Origin of the sequence: Polystyrenella longa (assembly GCF_007750395.1) — a bacterium.
Taxonomy (GTDB): Bacteria; Planctomycetota; Planctomycetia; order Planctomycetales; family Planctomycetaceae; genus Polystyrenella; species Polystyrenella longa.
In genome coordinates, this window is the sequence record NZ_CP036281.1 from 3632060 (window position 1) to 3651903 (window position 19844).

Here is a 19844-nt window from a genome sequence, read left to right on the forward strand (position 1 = left end):
TCATACGGTTTCGAAATCGAAGGAAATGGATTTCCGATGACCAATCAATCAAACATGTCAGACAAGAGCCCGACCACTAACAATGCGTCTCTCTCTGAACTGATGCATGAATCGACCTGCCCCGCTTGTGGGCATCATGTCGCTGTGACTTTCTATCGTGGTGGAAGCCTTCCATTGACGACACAGGCCTGGCCGCAAAGTGCCCAAGAAGCCCATGAGATGCCGCGGCACCCTCACGAGTTCGTGCGCTGTATTGATTGCGGCCACGTTTTCAACCGAGAGTTTCGGTATGAAAACGTCCCATACCAAACCAAACCAAACCTGATGTATAACCGGGGAAAGACCTGGGAAGCACATATTGAACGGGTGAAACAACTGTTACTCGATCAACTTCCGGAAGTCCCCACCGTCGTCGAAATCGGTTGTGGCGACGGCACCCTGCTCTGCTCCATGGCTGCCGCACGGCCACAAGGACGTTTCTACGGATTCGACCCGAACGCCCAGATAGAAACAGGCGGTGGTTTAATCGAAGCGCGTGCAACGCTGTTTGAACCATCGAAACACATTGCCGAACTGAAGCCTGACTTAATCATCAGTCGACACGTTCTTGAGCATTTGATGAATCCACTTGGCTTTGTGCAACAGGTCGCCTTCGCATCCAGTTGGGAAGATGCCCAGACAAAGCTATATATTGAAGTCCCTTGTATCGATCGTGTTTTTGAACTCAACCGAACAATCGATTTTTACTACGAACATCGGTCCCATTTTACATCAAACTCATTGACCAAGATGCTGGAACGGTGTTCGTCTGAAGTCGAAATGATTGCCACAGGATATAACAACGAAGTGGTCATGGGGCTGGCCAGTTTCGGAAAAGAAACCGAGTCGATTGAAGTAGCCCAGGAAGCAATCCAGTTTTCGCACGGGGCAATGGAAGCGAAGAACCGCGTACGGACTCAACTTAAGAATCTGCAGGCGGCGGGTAAGCGAATCGCAATATGGGGAGGCACCGGTAAAGCAGCCTCTTTCATTAACCAATTCGATCTCGACGAGAAGTCCTTCCCGCTGATTGTCGACTCGGACGCCGCGAAAGTCGGTACTCACGTCCCTGGTATGGGTCAAAAGATTCTGTATCGCGACTTGCTAGTACGCCAACCGGCCGACGTTATTCTCATTGCAACTCAATGGCGTGCCCGCGATATTGCTATGGAAATTGAATCCGCTGGCATCCAAGCGGACAGTTTACTTGTCGAATGGCGTGGTGAACTGATCGACTACCACCTGAATGCGGACTTGTTCGATACCAATCGCGGGGAAACACTCGCAAGTAAATCAAACAAGGATCATCGTCCCCCGGAACGGGCACCCCATCTCTTTCAACCGTTTCCTGAGACAGTTCAACAGATAGAGGACATAACATGATTACTCTGGCACTCGGTATTCCCCGCTCGGCAACCACGTGGGCTTTTAATGTTTGTCGACATCTGTATGACTTTCAGGGACTTCAGTACAAGATCTATAACCCCACGGACTACCTGCAAATGGAAGAGCTGATTGTAACGCTCGACCAACAGGAACATGCAATTATCCATGGGCACGACTTGACACCGAACTTGTTAAAACTTGCCACACTCAATCAGGTACGTCCGTTCTTCAATTATCGTAACCCCTGTGACGTCGTTGTTTCTCAAATTAAACTGCACGACCTTGATTTGGAAACTGCCATCCAAATCACGGCCAACGCGTATACTTACCTCGAACCAGCGATGGCCATGCCGGGAATAATGCTGATTCCTTATGAACACGCGACTTCGCAACCAGAATCGATAATCTATCAGATGGCGACTAAGTTGAGCATCTTCCTGCCGCTTGACAAAGCCAAAGAGATTGCCGAAGAGACATCGTATGCGAAACATAAAAAAGTGATGGACGAAGTGAATCGAGAAGGGGCGGAGGACGTGGGAACATTGTATACTTCATCCCGTAAGATCCGTTTTTCAGAAACACATCTGATCAACGATCGTCACCTTCAATCTGGAAAGAATGGACGCTGGCGAGAAGAGCTGACTCCTCCAGAACAGGAGCGAGTCCTCGAAAGATTCACCCCGCTATTAAAGGCACTCGGGTTTGAATCTGATATACGAGCAGCTGCCTGAGCTGGTTCCTCTCCTGACCAACCTAGGCCTGCCTCAGCAGTGCGTGTTCATTCTTCTTCATTAAGTGAGCACTCCATGAGTCTATTATTTATTCGGGAAGAAGAAGCCCAAAAGCTGATCGACATGCCGCAAGCTATCGCTGCGGTCGAACAGGTCTTTCGATCATTGGGAAATCAAGAGGCACAGAACGTCCCGCGACATCGGGTTCAAGTTCCCGGCGTGATGCTGCATTCCCTGAGTGCGAGCGTAACGCCTCTCGGCTACGTCGGTTGGAAGAACTACATTACAACACGAACGGCTGCTCGGTTTCATATCGCACTCTACGATCAGGAAGGTCATTGGGTCGCTTTACTCGAAGCGGATTGGTTAGGCCAACTTCGCACGGGTGCTGCCAGTGGAGTAACAACGGCTAAACTGGCCAATCCCGAAGCAAAGTCCGTCGCAGTTTTCGGAAGTGGAAAACAGGCGAGAACGCAGTTAGAGGCAGTTTGTGCCGTAAGACCAGTACAACAGGCTTCGGTATATAGTCACACCGCTGCGAATCGTGAATCTTTCGCCCTGGAGATGAGCGACCAGCTCGGCATATCAGTGCTTGCGGCACCTGATCCGGCTACTTGTCTAACTGACAAAGAGATTGTCATTACAGCAACCACCAGCCAGAGCCCATTGGTGACAGGCGACTTACTTAAGCCAGGCATGCATATCAATGCCATCGGCAGCAACGCGCTGAATCGGTCCGAACTGAGTGCCGATTGCTTTTCCCGGATCAATCAGATCGTCTGCGATGATCTCAATTCCTGTCGGAATGAAGCGGGTGACTTTGTAGAACCATTAAAAGCCGGGACGATCACTTGGGGTTCAATGGCATCGCTAGCGGAGTTGCTGACGGAAAATAAAAACCAACGAGAGTGCAAATCCGATATCACTCTTTTCAAATCGGTTGGAATGGCGATTGAAGATATCGCGGTCGCCGCTCATGTTTATGAGGCCGCGAAAGAGCAAGGTGTCGGTACAGTTCTCGACATTTGAAGCAAGGCTTCAGAATACAAAAATTGAGAGTACAATAAAAAACCGAGCCTAAGGAATAACTCCTTGGCTCGATTTTTCTGTTTGTTATATCGGCTATTGTATTTTCAAGCCGATTGAGGTGCCTCGCGAAACCGAAGTTGCGGTTTTTCAATCGTCACCTGCGTATGAGCAGGAACCGACTTCGTCAGTGAAACGGAAGCTCCAATCACGGAGTGGGCTCCGACCACTGTGTCTCCACCAAGTACCGTCGCGTTAGCATACAGCACGACATGTTCCTCGATCGTTGGATGTCGCTTCTGATCTCTTACGAGTCGACCTTCGTCATCGTGAGCGAAACTGAGTGCTCCCAATGTCACACCTTGATAAATCTTAACATACGAAGCAATCTCACAGGTCTCCCCGATCACAACACCAGTACCATGATCGATGAAGAAGTACGGACCGATATCCGCTCCCGGATGAATATCGATTCCCGTGTTCGCATGCGACCATTCTGCCAGTACGCGGGGAATCAGCGGGACATCGAGTTTATACAACTCGTGGGCGATACGATGAATTGTAATCGCTTCGAGTCCCGGGTAGCAGAAGATGATCTCATCGATACTTTTCGCAGCCGGGTCGCCATCGTAGGCGGCCTGAGCGTCGCAATCGAGTAGACGTCGAATACCGGGGAGACATTCCAAAAAGGCGAGTGCTTTCTTTTGCCCCAATCCTTCGAAATCCTGCTGCAGTTCCTCCTGGCATCCAACGGCATGTGTGAGTTGAAAATCGTGTCGCAACGCTCTTGCGATCTGTAATGTCAGTTTGTCATGCAATCCATCGATCAAATCACCGACATGATAAGTGATGTTACCAATGTGCAGATTCTGGCGACGCCGATAACCGGGATAAATCACTTCCTTCAGATCCTGAGCAATCTCGATCACTGCTTCCGTACTGGGCAGCGGGCAATGTCCCAGGTGATTAATTCGATTCAGGTCGGTGTAAGTCGCAACCAGGGCGTCTGTCAAATCCGGTAATTGCTCTTTGCGGCGAAAGTCGGTAGCCATGGGTTCTCTCTGAGATTTGGTTAAGGCTTTTTAAGTTGCCTGTGGAAGGTGCAGCGTGAGTGTGACAGTCATCAAAACCAAGTAATGACGCCATCAACAACAGCAACAACCTCCAACAGAGAGGGCTCCGAAGAGGATAGAACGCATGAGAACGGAATCGGTCGGTGAAGTGGTTTGCATCAGTATTACCTCGCTCGCAGAACGCCCTTCCTCTGAGTTGAGTTATCCCGAAACCAGAAAACACCGAGATGTGTCTCGTTCATTCTAGGTGTACGGGAAATGAAGGGTCAAGTTTTACGCTTCAAATCGGCTATGCAGGTAGGTTCGGTTAAGCCGATCTGGTATAGGACACTGGTTCAACCAGAGGGTTCGCAGGGTTATTCGGGAGAGGGAAGATAGGGAGAGTAAATCGGGTTTTAACGCTCTGATTCTGGATTGGCGTCAACTCGTTCCGGCGACGATGTCGATATAGAAATGAAGGTTTCCACCACGCGTCTCAACTGGCAGGTACGAATAGAACGATTCGTTTGTACACAATCCTGCCACGGTAATTGTTCGACTTCTGGTTCACCGTTACCCGATTTCCGCCTCTATCGGCGTCCTGAATAATGAGCTCCACTTCCGAAACACCAATAAGTCCCAACCGCAGATCACCCGATGCTCAAGTTGAAGAACTGGATCATCAGCTGATTTCCATGCGTCAGGAACTGCCGCGAGAAGAGCATCAGCAGCTTATTCACAAGTATCGGGAACTCCTACCGGTTTTCGTCGAATTACAGAGATGTTACGAAGAGATAGAGGGTTGCTTTGACTGTCCGCGAACGGTCACGGAACTTGAACAAGCCCGTCTACGCGAAGTTTTTGAAGTCATGCGACTTCTCGAACGAGAATTATTTCGGGTTGCTTATCCTGAACCGAGCCTGGTCTCCGTTGAACCTCTGTCGCATCTGATCGAGCTTTGCGAACAGGAAATGGAGAAACTGTACTTCATTCTTAAACAGAGAAGTCAAATCAAGACGTACACCAAAGGCTGGTGGCGAGTCGTGAATGCCGCGCGCGATTCGAACAAAGCTGAAACGGATGCATTACTCTTTCTGACAAATCAAATCATTCAGGACGTCAACAGAGCAGAACAGATTCTCGAAATCCTGCCTACGTCCCAACACCTGGCCATTCCCTGGTCAAGCCATTCCCTGCACGAACAATATCCGTTTATTAATGGAGTTCTCGCTGCCCGGTTGATGGCGTATCTCGTTCCGCGTTTTCCGCATGGCAGTCAATATGTGGAACAGCTAACAGCGGCGGCACTACTTCACGACACGGGGCTTCTCTCGCTACTGCACGGTTACCAGAAGAATGCTCGCGACCTTGCGATCAGCAATCCGACAGCGTTTAAGAAACACCCCTCTTACGGTGCCGTGGTCGCCGGGGTTTTCAAACGAATGCCAGTCACATTTCCGATGATCATCGCTCAACACCACGAGAGATTAAACGGAACGGGCTATCCCAATCGGCTCATTGATCGCAGTCTCCCGGCTCTCTCGAGGATGATGGCAATCGTCTGCCGAGTGGTCGACTTGATGACGGGCACGCTGTTTGCGCATACGCCCCCTGAGAATCCGAAAACTAAATCACAGACGCTGTCGCAAACGGTCAGTAAATTAAAACTCGAGGCACGACTGGGCGAACTCGACAAGCAGATGGTGGAACAGGTCATCCGGCTGTTGCAAGCGGAAGGGGGACTGGACCTCACTGCCGAAAGTGACGTCTTCGAAAAACAGGAATTACCGCTCGACGAAGAACTCCGACAGGACGCGCCGCATTCACCCGTCCCCAGTATGGCTCCTACCCTGAGGCAACCGACGGTTAGCTCCTGGTCCTGGAAAAACCAGAATGCACATAGCTAATTAAACTCGGCTAATTTAACTCGCGTCTCTCTAAGTTCCTTATGGCCCGGCGGGTCTGTTCTTCCGGAGTAGTCCTGACTCATGGCTGTCAGTTATGTAAAAAAAAAGAAAGAGACGATTCCTCTCACGTATTGGGAAGAATCTCGACAACCTTGGGCCTGTCTGCTTTTTTTGACGCCACTGATTGGCCTGTATGAATTCGGCGTCTGGTATCTCGCCGATCAGCGAACCCCCGATGCCTTGCGAAACGGAGCTGATGCCTGGATGAGATCCTGGCTGGGCACTGCCGGGCTTAATGGAACTGTCTGGGCTCCAATGGCAGTGCTGCTCGTTCTCTTCTTGTGGCATCTCCTGTCTTGGGGAAAGTGGAAAGTTTCCGGAGAGACGCTCGTCGGGATGCTGGCCGAAAGTCTGATCTTTGCCTTGGGATTAATTGTCGTCGGACAAACGCAGGGTCTGATATTTCAACAGGTGGTGGGAAACATCCCGCTTTCCATCTTCTCTTCGGAGAATGTATCACGGGCGGTTACGTTTATCGGCGCTGGAATCTATGAGGAATTTCTGTTCCGGCTGTGCCTGCTCCCCGCCTGTTACGGTTTTTTCCGGTTGATTAAAGTTCCCGTTCGCTGGGCAACAATAGGTGCAATCGTCTGGACCAGTCTGATTTTCTCTGCCGCGCATTATATAGGTGCGGGCGCGGATACATTCCAACTGTTTACATTCGTGTTTCGTGCCGTCGCGGGCGGGTTTTTTGCGTGCCTCTTCTGCTTTCGAGGCTTCGGAATCACTGTTGGCTGCCATGCGACCTACGACCTACTCGTGGGTCTCTACATGGCTGCCAACATTAATCAAGGTTAGGCGATTCGGTCCTGTCTATACTTGAAGGGCGCCCGGTTTGCCATTCTCCACGATGAAGCTCGCTTTCGTATCAACCGGACCGCCCGGTTTGGAAACGTATTCCACCGTTTGATAATCTGCCCGCCACTCGTTGGGTGTGACTTCACATTGCACATAACCCCGTTGGCGATTGTGATATCGAAGAAAAGGATTATCGGAGTAGAATTTATCGAGGTCTTTCACCTCTGCCTGGCCATCTCCGCTGGAGGTAATCGATGTACCGACGAACTCAGTGGCAACGGTTGGATCTTCCAGTCGATCAAAATCGACCTTCAAGTCATTCACCCAGTCGGCATGAATATCACCCGTCAAGACGATCGGATTTGAAATCCTCCGTTCCGCCATGAACTGCAATAATCGTTTTCGGGCGACGTCATAACCGGACCATTGATCCATGCTGTAGCTTTCTCCTTCGCCCGGCGTCCGGTCAATCCGACCCATCATCACTTGCTGGGCAAGCACATTCCATTGGGATTGGTTTGAGATCAATTGTTTATTCAACCACCATTCCTGTTTATTACCCAGCAATGTAGCATCCGGATCGAATACTCCGTCACACAGCGGCCCACTTTTATCATCGCAGGGTTGATCCGTCCGATACTGGCGAGTATCGAGCACATTGAATTCAATCAGTCGACCGAAATTCACATTCCGATATAGTTCCATATCGGGTCCGGTCGGCATGGCCGGTAAGCGGAGTGGCATGTTTTCGTAATACGCCTGATACGCATTTGCCCGACGAAGTAAATATTCCCGAGGATCAACGTCTAACTTTTCCGAAATGGCGTTAGCACAGTTGTTGTCGAATTCATGATCATCCCAGGTAACTAACCACGGACACTGGGCATGCATTGCCTGCAATGCAGGGTCCATCTTGTATTGAGCGATTCGACGCCGGTAATCGTCCAGCGATTCAATCTCTTCACCGACGTGTTTACGAACACGTCCATCTTCCCCTTTATATTCGTAAATGTAATCTCCCAGATGAACGACGAGATCCAGATCTTGCTGCGCCATATGTTCATAAGCGGTGAAGTAGCCTGTTTCATAATGCTGGCAGGAAGCGAATGCAAAACGAAACTTGGGCAGCATGACTTCGCGACGGGGTGCCGTTCGGGTTCGACCCATCGGACTGATTTCGTTACCGGATTTGAATTGATAAAAGTACCAGTGGTCCGGTTCAAGTCCTTCGACTTCGACATGCACTGAATGCCCTAGTTCCGGAGTTGCCAGAGTTTCTCCCTGGGCGACCACTTGACTCAGTTTTTCATCTTTAGCGACCACCCATTGCACGGCAACGTTTTCATTGGGCATCCCCCCATCTTCGAGCGGCTTTGGTGCCAGTCGCGTCCAGAGGACAACTCCATCGGCGGTCGGATCACCTGAAGCGATCCCCAACTGGAAGGGATAGTCTTTGAAAGTGACATGAGTCTGAACTGCACCTTGAGCAGGTCGATTCAGAAGTAATGGCCAACTAGCGAGGGAGAAAAGTCCCGCCTGCAGGAAGTCGCGGCGGTGAGGGTATTTTTTGAGCAACCAGTCGATCTTATCAGGATTCATTTTAAGAGCACTTTCTGTCAGGAGGAGGGAGACCTGGCGGGAGGAGTTCTACTTAGCGAAAACGGCGCACTTCCGATGAAAAGGAAATGAAGTTCCGGGAGGACACACCGACATATCGCAATATGTCAGTCTACCCTACCCCGGAGAGGTCTGGCAACGAGTGATTCAGGATTGATGCGAATCTAACAGGCTCCAGCAATTACCCTTTGGCTACAGCCTGCTGACGCTCTTCACGCTGCCGTTGATGTGTGCGGATATTGTCCAGCGAATCGTTGGGAATCGCCGAAATCAGCTTCTGCGTGTATTCCTGTTGAGGATGAGCATAAATACTCTCCGCCGGCCCAAATTCGACGATCTTACCGTCATTCATCACGGCCATCATATCCGACATGAACTTGACGACACTGAGGTCGTGGCTGATGAAAATGTACGTCAGGTTGCGTTCTTCCTGTAGATCCTTCAGCAGATTACAAACCTGCGCCTGCACCGACACATCCAGAGCGGAGACGGATTCATCGCAAATAATGAATTCGGGTTCCACCGCAAGTGCCCGGGCGATGCAGATACGTTGTCGTTGACCTCCGGAGAATTCGTGCGGATAACGCCCCAGATGCTCGGCCAGCAATCCGACTTCCACAAGCAACTGCGCCGCCCGCTGGAGTCGATCGTTTTTGTTAGATCCGACGCCGTTGACTTTCATCGCTTCAGTCAGCATCCCCTGCACCGTCAAACGAGGATTCAGTGAAGCGTAAGGATCCTGGAAGATGATTTGAATCTTCCGGCGGAACGGCTTCATTTCCCGTTCAGTTAAGGGAACGAGGTCTGTTCCTTCAAAAAAGATTTTCCCTTCAGTTGCCTGCACGAGTTTCATAATCGCGCGACCTGTCGTTGTCTTGCCACAACCTGATTCGCCCACCAACCCCAGCGTCTGTCCGCGATAGACATTAAAGCTGATCCCATCTACAGCGCGTACATGGTCGTATACTCGTGATAACACTCCCTTTTTCAAAGGAAAGTAAACCTTCAGATCTTGAACCGATAGCAGCGTCTGTTGGTCGGCAGGAATCAGTTTAGTATCGGAGGGATGATCTTCCGGTTTCCAAGGATGCCCCAGTTGCTTCAACTCTGCCTCGGGAGACAACAGACGACCACGGCCCTGATTTTTCATCCGTTCCAGGTCTTCCGCCCGTGGAGTGATTTCAGTGAGTTCCAGCTCGCCATCTTCTTTGATGGTTGTCTTCATGAAATCACTGACAGTCGGTAACCGTTTGTAATTCATGTCCGGTTGCGGACGACAGGCGAGAAGTCCCTTCGTGTAAGGATGCTGTGGATTTTCAAAGATTTCCACAACAGGTTTGTATTCCACGACACGGCCACGGTACATCACGGCCACATCATCTGCGATTTCAGCGATGACTCCCAAGTCGTGGGTAATGAACAACAATGACATCTGCCTGTTGTCACGAAGATCTCGGAGCAGTTCCAGAATCTGGGCCTGAATGGTTACATCGAGGGCAGTTGTCGGTTCATCAGCAATCAGCAATTTCGGCTTACAGCTCAAGGCCATCGCGATCATCACGCGTTGTTTTTGTCCGCCAGACATTTCGTGCGGATAGCTCCGGATTTTTTCCTCCGCGTTCTCGATACCGACTTCTTCGAACAATTCAATTGTTCGTTGGCGAGCTTCGGCAGTGGAAACATTCTGATGAAGCAGGATCGCTTCCATCACCTGATCTCCTACTCGATGCACCGGGTTAAGCGCGGTCCCCGGCTCCTGGAAGATCATGCTGATGTCTTTACCGCGGATCTTACGCATTTCACTGTCGGGAAGTTTGATGAGGTCTTGTCCCAGAAATGAAATTTCCCCTGCCTCAATACTCGACGCCGCCTGAGGGAGCAATTTCATAACTGTCAGCGAGGTCACCGATTTCCCCGAACCTGATTCGCCCACGATTCCAAGTGTTCGACCCGGATCGACATGCAGCGAAATTTCATCCACCGCCTTGACGGTTCCTGCATCTGTATGGAAGTAAGTTTTCAATCCTTTGATTTCGAGCAGTGCGGTCATGAGGTTCCACTCATTCTATTCAGCGACATCAATGTAAAGTGTCGCGATCGTACAGAGGAGATGCGTGTTAAATATGTGTAAACTGCGGATCTATAGGATCTTAAGCAAGCTCTTTGCTGTCAAGCCGAACCGATCACGAGAAATCGTCAACTTTGTTTTCCAAATCGACCATTTCGCCCCGACAGTAGGTTGCCTGACCCCGGATTGTGTAATGTAATGGACGAACTCACATGACTCCAATAACTCTCTTACTCTTCGTACGACCTAGAACCCTGTTCTGCTAACACAATTTACTCAGGACAGTCTCCATCGAAAGGGACACATTTCGTATGCTTTCACTGTCATTCTCACCCTCGTCATTCTCCATGAAATTATTCGGCGTTCTCATTTTAACTGGAGGCCTCCTCAGTGGTCTCTGTCCCAGCACCGCCACCGCTGCTGAAGAGAATACCAAACCGGTTAAACTGATCTTCGACACCGATATGGGGAATGATATCGATGACGCCCTCGCTCTGGGTGTCATTCATTCTTTGCAGTCTCGTGGCGAATGCGAGCTACTCGCAGTCACCGTCAGCAAAGACACCCCCGAAGCAGCTCGTTTCTGCGATGCAATCAACACCTTTTACCTGCGTGGAAATATACCTATTGGTATTGTCCGGGACGGAAAAACTCCCAAGCCAGGGAAATTCCTTCCCTTGGTAGATGTAGAGGACAACGGACGACCCAGATATCCTCACGACATCACGGGCACATCATCAGATACACCAGAAGCATATAAGCTGCTGCGAAGAGTCCTTGCCGAGCAACCCGACCATTCCGTTGCAATGGTGGTTGTCGGATTTTCCACCAACATCGCCCGTCTCCTTGAATCAGAGCCGGATGAATTCTCTCCATTAAATGGTGTTGAGCTTGTCGCTCAGAAAACGACATTGCTGTCGATGATGGCGGGACATTTCGGTAAAGAGGATCGACCAAAGAACTTCAAAGAATACAACGTCATTAAAGACCTGGAAGCGGCTCGCGTTGTCTTTGAAAAGTGGCCGACCGAGTTGGTCGCTTCAGGATGGGAAATCGGACATGCAATCAAGTTTCCAGCCACAAGCATTATGAACGACTTCAACTACGTTGAACATCACCCGCTGAAAGAAGGCTACGAAGCGTATTCCAAAATGCCTTACGATCGGCCCAACTGGGACTTGACCAGCGTACTGTACGCAGTGCGGCCTGACCGGGGTTACTTTGATGTCACCGAAGGGGGAGAGATTCACATCGGCCCAGATGATTACGCCGTCTACTCCGCAGAAGGTCACGGTCGGCATCGACATATTAATGTCGACGCTACTCAGATCATCCGCGTGGAGGAAGCGCTGATGTACCTCGCCAGCGAACCTCCATTTCCAGCCACTCCATAATATTTAAAAGCGTCAATCACACAATGACGATGTGCCACGGCTGACCTGTTTCAGCCGTGGCACTGTTCGTTGAATTGCAGCGAAACATTGAAGACAGTGATACGACGAAGCGCAGTAATATAACGTGAGCTTTTTTGTCCTACAAAGTAGGTTCGGAGGGTGTCATTTCCTCCACGTCTTCGTACGGAAATTCAGGATCGCTTGGACCACCAATGACGGTCACCGTCGTCTGCTCGTCGCTTTTTCTCTCAAGCGTTAGCAAAAAACGTTTCGGGATACGACATTGAATCTGCACCCGGTTCTCATCGTCGTAGGTCCGTTCGGTCACTTCCGAATGTTCTGCCAGAAAAGAGAACAACTTTCCGTTGCCTGCCCCGGTTTCGATGGTCGCATCGACATAACCGCCCCCCAGTTTTTCGGTGATCCGTTGCCGTAAACGTTCGATCCCCTCACCGGTGTGTGCACTGACCACGACAGCATTTTCGTGTTGGGCACGCAGGACATCGACTAGTGATCGATCTTCACAGCGGTCGACCTTATTGAGAACGAGTAACATGTTACTGCAATCGACATCAATCTTCTCGAGGACTTTATCGACCGTTTCAATCTGCTGCTTCGCTTCCGGGTTACTGGCGTCGACGACATGCAGTAATAGATCCGCCATACGGGCTTCTTCCAACGTGGAACGAAACGAGGCGACTAAATGGTGGGGCAAGTTTCGTACGAAACCGACGGTATCACTTAGGAGCACATCTCCCCAGTTGGGTAAACTCCAGCGACGGGTGCGGGTATCGAGCGTCGCGAACAACTGGTCGGCGACAAACACATCGGCACCTGTTACAGCTCGCATTAAAGTACTTTTGCCAGCGTTCGTGTAACCGACCAGGCTCACAGTCGTTTCGTTCCTGCGATGACCGACGGTGAGAGCGCGTCGTTTTTCGACTTCTTTCAGTTTCTTTTTGAGTTCCGCGATCCGCTTATCGATCAAACGTCGGTCCGTCTCCAGCTGTTTCTCCCCTGGACCTCGCCCAGCACCGACTCCCCCTTCGATACGTTCCAAGTGGGTCCACAACCGTTTCAAACGGGGGCGAAAGTAAAGCAGCTGCGCCAGCTCGACCTGAAGTTTTGCTTCATAAGTCTGAGCGTTGGACGCAAAGATATCGAGAATCAACTCACTACGGTCCACAATGACCATATCGAGTTCTTTCTCCAGATTGCGTCCCTGCGCGGGAGTTAAATTATTATCGAAGACGATGATCTCGGCTTCGGTTGCTTCACAGAGCTGTTTCAGCTCCTGAACTTTTCCGGGCCCCATGCAAGTTGTCATATCAGGCAAATCGCGGTACTGGATCATGCGACCACATTCAACGACATTAGCCGTAGAAGCCAGTCCTGATAATTCAGCGAGTGGGTCTTGGAAGTCGTCCCGTCGCGCGGGATCAATGACTCCGGCCAGAACTGCTTTTTTTTCTTTAACCTGAAGTTCTTCTCGTTTTGGATCGCCCAATACTATGGCACCTGTTCTCAAGGAGTAACTCACGGAGACAGCAGAAGAGGGGTCCGTAGATTACTCGTATAATTTGTCTGTCAGTAACAGAAGAAATCTGCTGAGAATCTGACTGACTGTTTGTCAACTAATTCATTATACGCTCGCGAGGCGAACGCTTCAATATGCTTGTTCGACAGACACCCACTTACGGAATAAGTTCGCTAAAACTGAATTTCCAGCCTGTTGTCAGTCGAAATACTCGATGTTAGAGAACGGAATTCCCTGCTGGTCTTTCTCGGAGAGAAGCGGGCTTTCGGTAATCGGCCATTCGATATCGAGTTGCGGATCGTTCCAGAGCAGCGTTTTCTCATGTTCCGGGAAGTAATAATCCGAGCACTTGTAAGAAAACTCTGCAAGCTCACTCAGCACATAAAATCCATGAGCGAAGCCGGGCGGGATATAGAGCTGCAAATGGTTGTGTTCGCTTAGAATGGCACTCGTCCATTTCCCGAAGGTAGGTGACGATCGACGTAGATCCACAGCGACATCAAAAATCTCGCCTCGAAAAACCTGCACCAGCTTACCCTGAGAGTGTTCCAGCTGGTAATGCAACCCGCGTAGCGTTCCTCGTTGTGAACGCGAATTGTTGTCTTGCACAAATTGAACGCCGACACCTATTTTGTGATACCGCTCTTCCTGATAGGTTTCTTTGAAGAACCCCCGCGCGTCTTCAAACACGCTCGGTTTGATCAGCAACACATCAGGAATTGAGGTAGGACGGACTTCCATGTGACAGTCGCATTCAATCGAAGGTAGAGGCAAAAGTAGATCGGGATCGGTGATGACAGAGATAGGAACACTGTAAAACCGCAGAACACTGATTTTAGCCGAAGGAGGACAGCATCGTTAGTCGGCATCGTCACCGAATTGACGAACCTTGTCCAGATCAGCGGAAATTTGTTGTTTCAATTCTTCCACGGAATCAAAAGTCCGGGTGTCGCGTACCCTGGCATTCAATTCGACAGTCAGCGATTGGCCGTACAAGTCTCCGCTGAAATCAAGCAGATGAACTTCGATTTTATGCTCTTTTGTTTTGAATGTCGGGTTCGGTCCGATGTTAACTGCCGCGCAGAATCGGGTCCCCTCGACTGTACAATGACCGGCATATACGCCGTCTGAGGGTAGTAAGGTCGATACTCCACTCAGATTGGCAGTTGGAAAGCCGAGGCCCCGACCACGACCTTCTCCTGAAGTGACGTCACCCACAATCGGATAGCCGTGTCCCAGCATGTCGATCGCCGTATGAAGATCGCCTTCAGAAATCAGTTTGCGAATGGCGCTGGAGGAGACGTGGACGTCTTTCCATTTGAAAGCAGGGATAACATCCAACGACAGTTGATGCGGTTCGCATAATTCCCGTAATGTTTCGACGTTCCCCGATCGGTTGCGACCGAAGAAGAAATTAGGCCCTTCAACCAGCCCACGGACTTTTAATTCTTCCAACAGAAACTTCTCGAAGAATTCTTCCGGCAGCAGGTTGAGTAATTCCTGATCGGTCGGATACGCAATCACGTGATCGACGCCGTAATGGTGCAGCAAATCCGACTTGGTTTGCAACGCCGTGAGCCTGGGCGGAGCCAGATCGGGCTTCAACTTCATGATCGGGTGCGGGTCGAAAGTCAGCACGATGGCCGGCACATTGGCCTGTCTCGCACGCTCGGCCAAGCGAGCGATCATGCTTTGATGGCCGCGGTGGACACCATCAAAATTACCTATGGCGACATAGCCCCCTCGGTAGAGCGCGGGATTCTCAAATCCGTTCATCAGTGCCATAAGAGAGTGACTTCAACTAACCTCAGAGAATTTCGGGGCCGTTTTCGACCCTGAATTGATGGAAAAGCGATAAATACCTGCGGGACCTATTCCAATTCTACCAGGGCGGCTTGGACTTCTTCGACATGCCCCTTTACTTTTACTTTCGGCCATGCGGCGGCAATTTTCCCATTTTTATTGATTAAAAAGGTCGACCGCTGAATCCCCATGCTCTTTTTGCCATACATATTCTTCTCAACCCAAACTCCGTATGCCTCGGCTACTTTGTGATCTTCGTCGGCCAACAACGAAAACGGGAGATCAAACTTGCTGATAAACTTCTCATGTGACGCAACCGTATCGGTGCTGACACCCAGGACGACCGTCTCGGCCACTTCAAAATTGCCGATGGAGTCGCGGAACTCGCAGGCTTCCGTCGTGCAACCGGGGGTATTGTCGCGCGGATAAAAATAGAGCACGATATTCTGTTTCCCTTTGTAGTCAGCCAGTTTATGACGACCTTGGGGGAACGCAGGGAGGTTGAAGTTCGGGGCTTTATCACCCACTTCAGGGATTGGGGAGGTCGTCATGAATGAATCCTGTTACTTCTTTGTCGCTCGCACCGGCCAGGAGCGGGATCGGTTCCATCCCAGGGGAGTCCTGCAATGGGGAAAACCTGCAAATTCAATAGGGAATGCCGGGGAATCAATCTTCTGCAAACATGCTAAGAGTCCGGCTCTATTTTTTCAAACCAGTGCGATCAGATAACCGGAGTTTCGTCCTTGTTCGCAGGTGTCTCGCCGTAATCCATTGGTTTTCAGTAGGTTATTCGCCGAAGAGCCAGCAAAATCCCTAAGTGAGTCACTCAACCATCTCCCGCTCAAGCTTGTCGCCGAACCCATTTCGTCAGGCAACACCTTGATAAATTGGACATGCACATTCATAATACTCACACCACTTATTCCCCCTCCAACCTCTGGGGAATCGACGGTTATTGACTTTAATTTCTGTGCAGAACGAGATTCAAAACCAGTCGCTGACGGGTTCCCTAAATAAAAGATTCTTCCAGCGTAGCCAGTCCGAAACAGATTAAATCGGAATAGTCACCGTCAGGCTTGTTCATTAAAATCACTTTCGCTCTTAAGGTTGGATCAAATGCTTAAAGAGAACGAATTCGAACGATATCGCCAGATGCTACTCGTGATTCGAACACGTTTACGTGGCGAAATGGAACAATTGACATCCGAAGCGCTCGACCGCTCCGACCTTGCTGGAGAATCTCGATCTCCAACGCATATGGCCGACATGGGGACGGACAGTTTCGAGCAGGACTTCACGCTCCGTTTCGCAGAGAACGAAGCGGAAGTTATCGAAGAAATAAACGACGCACTTGATCGGATTGATCAGGGAACTTATGGTCTCTGCGAACAGTGCCTGGAAGACGGAAAATCTGCTGCGAAATCTTCCATCTTGAAAACGAGATTGAAGGCGATCCCTTACACCCGCTACTGCATCGACTGCGAACGGAAACGCGAAGAACTTGCCTTATGAAACCTGAAACGGCTCCGACCCGACGATATCCGATCCTGTTTTGTGTCCTGGTCCTCTGCGCGACATTCTTCGACATTTACTCTAAGGATGTTGTTTTCGCCGATCTCGGTTTTCCCGGGGGAGCCCAAACGCTCGTCGAGGGAAAACATGAGATCTTCACAAACCCCGCAGGAGCCGATGGACAGTCGGTGTTGTACATGGACAACTGGATTGTCTTTCAGTTGTATAACAACTTCAATTTCGGAGCATTGTGGGGCTTGGGACAGGGAATGAGCCTGATGTTCGGTTTATTCGGCGGCGTGGCCATCGTTGGTATTCTGGTCTGGGCGTTTTACTTTAACGGCGTCGACAATCTCTGGTTGACTATCTCGCTGGGATTGATTCTCGCAGGTGCCTTTGGCAACCTCTGGGACCGAATGGGGTGGCATGGGTATGAGGACCACCTCGGCAACCCGATTTATGCCGTGCGCGATTTCCTCTTCTTCCGCTTTGGAGGACGCGATGGTTACCCTTGGCCGATCTTTAACTTCGCCGACACCTATCTGGTCGTCGGAGCGGCTATGATGTTCATCCACTCGCTTTTCATGAGCGATTCCAAACAAGAGACAGAGACTGTGGCTGTGTCAACGGTATCGGAAAAGGCTTCATCTCCTTCGTAACAGCTAAAATCAGCCGCCTGTCTGCACCAATGTGGACAGCGGCTCAATAATCTCGCTGATCAAGTTTCTGCGGAGTTATCCTGCAGGAAAACAAACGCGAAGACCACTAGTCCAGCCATCACGAGGTAGAGTTTATTCCGCAGGATTCGGTCCTGTACGAACGAGCGATTCTTGCTGACCAGCCACCCTTCCCTACAAGACGAAGAATCCTCGTCATGTAAATGGGGCTGATCCCGCTGCACCACAGCCGGTCCAATGCTCAGGCTGAGATCGAGTACCTCTTCGTCTGCTACTGATCTGTTTGGATTCAGATCAATGCGAGCGAGTTCCGCTTGGAATTCCGGGTCGTGCTCCAGAGCGTCGACGACATGCTGCAAGTAGGTAATTTCTGTTTGCAATGAGTCCAGCCGCTCTGCATTCTGCTTCTGTTCGGCTTGCAGACTCCAGTAGACTTCCAGCTTGGGCGAGAGTGCCAGCACTCCAAAGATCGCCGCCGCCACGAACAGGAAGAGCCAGAACAGGAGCGAGACGATCCAATCGAATTCCAACAGTTCGTTTTCCTGTTGGTGACTCATGGGGAGTAATTCCTCTTGGATTATAAATTCATTACAGATGCAGGTGGGTCGGCATTAAAGCTCAATCATAGCAAGTAGAAAATCGAGCAGTCCCGACCTACCCGCAATAATAGACCTCGTTCAAGTATGTCCATACAAACGAAAAAGGGGCGGAACCAAGATTCTGGTTCGCCCCTTTGCTGTAATTCTTACAATCAGTTTACGGTGATTACACCGACTGTTTAGATTGTACCGCCGTAGATAGCGTTGTCTTCCAGCATCTCTTCGATGCGGAGTAGCTGGTTGTATTTGCAGATACGGTCAGTTCGGGAAGCGGAACCCGTTTTGATCTGTCCAGTTCCCAGTGCGACAGCCAGATCAGCAATAGTCGTGTCTTCGGTCTCACCGGAGCGGTGCGACATGACAGAGGTGTAACCGTTGCGTCCAGCTAGTCCGACTGCTTCGATCGTCTCGGTCAATGAACCAATCTGGTTGACTTTGATGAGGATACTATTGGCAACGCCTTGATCGATACCCTGTTGCAGCCGTTTGGTATTGGTCACGAACAGATCGTCACCAACCAGCTGACATTTGTTACCAACGGCGTCAGTAAGAGCTTTCCAGCCATCCCAGTCATCTTCTGCAAGAGCATCTTCGATAGAGCAGATGGGGTATTTGTCGACCCAACCGGCTAGCATATCAACCAGAGCACCCGAATCAAAAGACTTGCCTTCGAGGGTATAGGTTTTTTTGCTGGCGTCGTAGAGTTCAGAGGAAGCACAATCCAAAGCGATTTTGATCTGATCCCCTGGTTTGTAGCCGGCGTTTTCAATCGCAGTCAGGATGACTTCGATAGCAGCATCGCCACTGGGAAGATCGGGAGCGAATCCACCTTCATCACCCACGGCAGTGCTCAGGCCTTTGTCGGCAAGAACTTTTTTCAGGTGATGGAAAACTTCTGTTCCGGCCTGCAGGGCATCGCTGAAGCGATCGAACCCAAGAGGCATGACCATGAATTCCTGGAAATCGATTCCGTTGTTGGCGTGCTCACCACCGTTGATGATGTTCATCATCGGGGCAGGCAGACGACAGGCACCGACACCACCGACATAGCGGAAGAGGGGCAGGAAGCTGGCACGGGCAGCAGCGTGAGCCGAGGCGAGTGAACAGGCGAGAATGGCATTCGCACCCAGTTTTGATTTATTTTCAGTTCCGTCGGCGGCGATCATAGCTCGGTCGATGGAAGCCTGGTCAGAAGCATCCATTCCCAGCAGAACGTCGATCAGGTGTTCGTTGACGTTTTGAACGGCATCGCGAACTCCTTTACCCAGATAGCGATCTCCGCCATCGCGAAGTTCGCAGGCTTCGTGAGTACCGGTACTGGCACCACTTGGAACTGCGGCACGGCCAACGCTGCCGTCCTCCAGCTCAATGTCGACTTCTACCGTTGGATTTCCACGGCTGTCCAGAATTTCCCGGGCGTGTACACCAGTGATGCTGATACTCATTAATCGAAGACCCTTCTAAAACGACGTTCTATATAGACACAGTTGATCTGTCTGTGGGTGGAATCGAGCGAAAGCTGGTCCACCTTGTAAATTGGTTAGCAAAGATAATTGACAAACAAGTCGGCCAAGCAGATCCGGGGTACGGTTCCTCAGCGACAAAAATACGGTCAGATCTCCCGCTTTTTAGCAAATT

At 50.5% G+C, this 19844-nt stretch carries 17 protein-coding genes; 8 read left to right on the forward strand and 9 right to left on the reverse strand.

Features of this window, described 5'->3' with window-relative positions; all coding sequences use genetic code 11:
• Nucleotides 1–36: 36 nt before the first annotated feature.
• The 3 genes from Pla110_RS13460 (at nt 37) to Pla110_RS13470 (ending at nt 3185) form a co-directional block, all read left to right on the forward strand.
• On the forward strand, nt 37–1422 hold the full coding sequence (locus tag Pla110_RS13460) for a class I SAM-dependent methyltransferase (protein ID WP_144996268.1): 1386 nt from the start codon (nt 37–39) through the stop codon (nt 1420–1422).
• The gene (locus tag Pla110_RS13465; protein ID WP_144996269.1) at nt 1419–2156 is read left to right on the forward strand and encodes a hypothetical protein; all 738 of its coding nucleotides are present in this window, start codon (nt 1419–1421) and stop codon (nt 2154–2156) included. Before Pla110_RS13460 ends, Pla110_RS13465 begins: the two co-directional genes overlap by 4 nt.
• A gap of 75 nt (nt 2157–2231) precedes the next feature.
• Nucleotides 2232–3185: an ornithine cyclodeaminase family protein gene (locus Pla110_RS13470; RefSeq protein ID WP_144996270.1), complete on the forward strand. Its 954-nt coding sequence runs from the start codon at nt 2232–2234 to the stop codon at nt 3183–3185.
• A 104-nt stretch (nt 3186–3289) separates the two neighbouring features.
• Here the strand turns inward: Pla110_RS13470 and Pla110_RS13475 are convergent, their stop codons facing one another.
• The gene (locus tag Pla110_RS13475) at nt 3290–4234 is read right to left on the reverse strand and encodes a serine O-acetyltransferase (RefSeq protein ID WP_144996271.1); all 945 of its coding nucleotides are present in this window, start codon (nt 4232–4234) and stop codon (nt 3290–3292) included.
• A gap of 608 nt (nt 4235–4842) precedes the next feature.
• Between Pla110_RS13475 and Pla110_RS13480 the strand changes: the two genes are divergently transcribed.
• The gene (locus Pla110_RS13480) at nt 4843–6141 is read left to right on the forward strand and encodes an HD-GYP domain-containing protein (protein ID WP_144996272.1); all 1299 of its coding nucleotides are present in this window, start codon (nt 4843–4845) and stop codon (nt 6139–6141) included.
• A gap of 81 nt (nt 6142–6222) precedes the next feature.
• Nucleotides 6223–6999 carry a CPBP family intramembrane glutamic endopeptidase gene (locus Pla110_RS13485; RefSeq protein WP_144996273.1) on the forward strand — a complete coding sequence of 259 codons (777 nt, stop codon included), beginning with the start codon at nt 6223–6225 and terminating at the stop codon, nt 6997–6999.
• A gap of 15 nt (nt 7000–7014) precedes the next feature.
• Here the strand turns inward: Pla110_RS13485 and Pla110_RS13490 are convergent, their stop codons facing one another.
• Together Pla110_RS13490 and Pla110_RS13495 are read right to left on the reverse strand one after the other, a co-directional pair.
• Nucleotides 7015–8598: an alkaline phosphatase D family protein gene (locus Pla110_RS13490; RefSeq protein ID WP_144996274.1), complete on the reverse strand. Its 1584-nt coding sequence runs from the start codon at nt 8596–8598 to the stop codon at nt 7015–7017.
• A 199-nt stretch (nt 8599–8797) separates the two neighbouring features.
• Nucleotides 8798–10666, reverse strand: a complete 1869-nt coding sequence (locus Pla110_RS13495) for an ABC transporter ATP-binding protein (RefSeq protein ID WP_144996275.1) — start codon at nt 10664–10666, stop codon at nt 8798–8800.
• Nucleotides 10667–10995: 329 nt separating this feature from the next.
• On the opposite strand from Pla110_RS13495, the gene Pla110_RS13500 reads away from it, so the two are divergent.
• Nucleotides 10996–12078 (forward strand): nucleoside hydrolase, encoded by a 1083-nt coding sequence (locus Pla110_RS13500; protein ID WP_144996276.1) that lies wholly within the window; start codon nt 10996–10998, stop codon nt 12076–12078.
• Nucleotides 12079–12217: 139 nt separating this feature from the next.
• On the opposite strand, the gene hflX is transcribed toward Pla110_RS13500, so the two are convergent.
• The 4 genes from hflX to bcp all read right to left on the reverse strand — a co-directional run bounded on the left by hflX (nt 12218) and on the right by bcp (nt 15969).
• The gene (gene hflX, locus Pla110_RS13505; protein ID WP_144996277.1) at nt 12218–13585 is read right to left on the reverse strand and encodes a GTPase HflX; all 1368 of its coding nucleotides are present in this window, start codon (nt 13583–13585) and stop codon (nt 12218–12220) included.
• 228 nt (nt 13586–13813) lie between these two features.
• Nucleotides 13814–14356 (reverse strand): dTDP-4-dehydrorhamnose 3,5-epimerase, encoded by a 543-nt coding sequence (gene rfbC / locus Pla110_RS13510; RefSeq protein ID WP_144996278.1) that lies wholly within the window; start codon nt 14354–14356, stop codon nt 13814–13816.
• Between the two features lie 117 nt (nt 14357–14473).
• Nucleotides 14474–15400, reverse strand: coding sequence for a bifunctional riboflavin kinase/FAD synthetase (locus tag Pla110_RS13515; RefSeq protein ID WP_144996279.1), 927 nt, complete (start codon nt 15398–15400; stop codon nt 14474–14476).
• An 86-nt stretch (nt 15401–15486) separates the two neighbouring features.
• On the reverse strand, nt 15487–15969 hold the full coding sequence (bcp, locus tag Pla110_RS13520) for a thioredoxin-dependent thiol peroxidase (protein ID WP_144996280.1): 483 nt from the start codon (nt 15967–15969) through the stop codon (nt 15487–15489).
• 565 nt (nt 15970–16534) lie between these two features.
• On the opposite strand from bcp, the gene Pla110_RS13525 reads away from it, so the two are divergent.
• Both Pla110_RS13525 and Pla110_RS13530 read left to right on the forward strand, forming a co-directional pair.
• Nucleotides 16535–16930 carry a TraR/DksA family transcriptional regulator gene (locus Pla110_RS13525; RefSeq protein WP_144996281.1) on the forward strand — a complete coding sequence of 132 codons (396 nt, stop codon included), beginning with the start codon at nt 16535–16537 and terminating at the stop codon, nt 16928–16930.
• A complete protein-coding gene (locus Pla110_RS13530) occupies nt 16927–17589 on the forward strand; it encodes a signal peptidase II (RefSeq protein WP_144996282.1) in 663 nt (220 codons plus the stop codon). The genes Pla110_RS13525 and Pla110_RS13530 overlap by 4 nt, the downstream gene beginning before the upstream one ends.
• Nucleotides 17590–17648: 59 nt before the next feature.
• On the opposite strand, the gene Pla110_RS13535 is transcribed toward Pla110_RS13530, so the two are convergent.
• Both Pla110_RS13535 and eno read right to left on the reverse strand, forming a co-directional pair.
• Nucleotides 17649–18164 (reverse strand): FtsB family cell division protein, encoded by a 516-nt coding sequence (locus tag Pla110_RS13535; RefSeq protein WP_144996283.1) that lies wholly within the window; start codon nt 18162–18164, stop codon nt 17649–17651.
• A gap of 221 nt (nt 18165–18385) precedes the next feature.
• Nucleotides 18386–19651: a phosphopyruvate hydratase gene (gene eno, locus Pla110_RS13540; RefSeq protein ID WP_144996284.1), complete on the reverse strand. Its 1266-nt coding sequence runs from the start codon at nt 19649–19651 to the stop codon at nt 18386–18388.
• Nucleotides 19652–19844: the final 193 nt, after the last annotated feature.

Excerpts from the sequence above, each read along its gene's own strand:
- Pla110_RS13460 (WP_144996268.1), top strand. The coding sequence starts at position 37 with ATGACCAATCAATCAAACATGTCAGACAAGAGCCCGACCACTAACAAT.
- Pla110_RS13490 (WP_144996274.1), bottom strand. The coding sequence starts at position 8,598 with ATGAATCCTGATAAGATCGACTGGTTGCTCAAAAAATACCCTCACCGC.
- rfbC (WP_144996278.1), bottom strand. The coding sequence starts at position 14,356 with ATGGAAGTCCGTCCTACCTCAATTCCTGATGTGTTGCTGATCAAACCG.
- eno (WP_144996284.1), bottom strand. The coding sequence starts at position 19,651 with ATGAGTATCAGCATCACTGGTGTACACGCCCGGGAAATTCTGGACAGC.
- Pla110_RS13480 (WP_144996272.1), top strand. The coding sequence starts at position 4,843 with ATGAGCTCCACTTCCGAAACACCAATAAGTCCCAACCGCAGATCACCC.
- Pla110_RS13500 (WP_144996276.1), top strand. The coding sequence starts at position 10,996 with ATGCTTTCACTGTCATTCTCACCCTCGTCATTCTCCATGAAATTATTC.
- Pla110_RS13535 (WP_144996283.1), bottom strand. The coding sequence starts at position 18,164 with ATGAGTCACCAACAGGAAAACGAACTGTTGGAATTCGATTGGATCGTC.
- Pla110_RS13465 (WP_144996269.1), top strand. The coding sequence starts at position 1,419 with ATGATTACTCTGGCACTCGGTATTCCCCGCTCGGCAACCACGTGGGCT.
- Pla110_RS13485 (WP_144996273.1), top strand. The coding sequence starts at position 6,223 with ATGGCTGTCAGTTATGTAAAAAAAAAGAAAGAGACGATTCCTCTCACG.
- Pla110_RS13515 (WP_144996279.1), bottom strand. The coding sequence starts at position 15,400 with ATGGCACTGATGAACGGATTTGAGAATCCCGCGCTCTACCGAGGGGGC.
- Pla110_RS13470 (WP_144996270.1), top strand. The coding sequence starts at position 2,232 with ATGAGTCTATTATTTATTCGGGAAGAAGAAGCCCAAAAGCTGATCGAC.
- Pla110_RS13495 (WP_144996275.1), bottom strand. The coding sequence starts at position 10,666 with ATGACCGCACTGCTCGAAATCAAAGGATTGAAAACTTACTTCCATACA.
- Pla110_RS13475 (WP_144996271.1), bottom strand. The coding sequence starts at position 4,234 with ATGGCTACCGACTTTCGCCGCAAAGAGCAATTACCGGATTTGACAGAC.
- Pla110_RS13525 (WP_144996281.1), top strand. The coding sequence starts at position 16,535 with ATGCTTAAAGAGAACGAATTCGAACGATATCGCCAGATGCTACTCGTG.
- Pla110_RS13530 (WP_144996282.1), top strand. The coding sequence starts at position 16,927 with ATGAAACCTGAAACGGCTCCGACCCGACGATATCCGATCCTGTTTTGT.
- bcp (WP_144996280.1), bottom strand. The coding sequence starts at position 15,969 with ATGACGACCTCCCCAATCCCTGAAGTGGGTGATAAAGCCCCGAACTTC.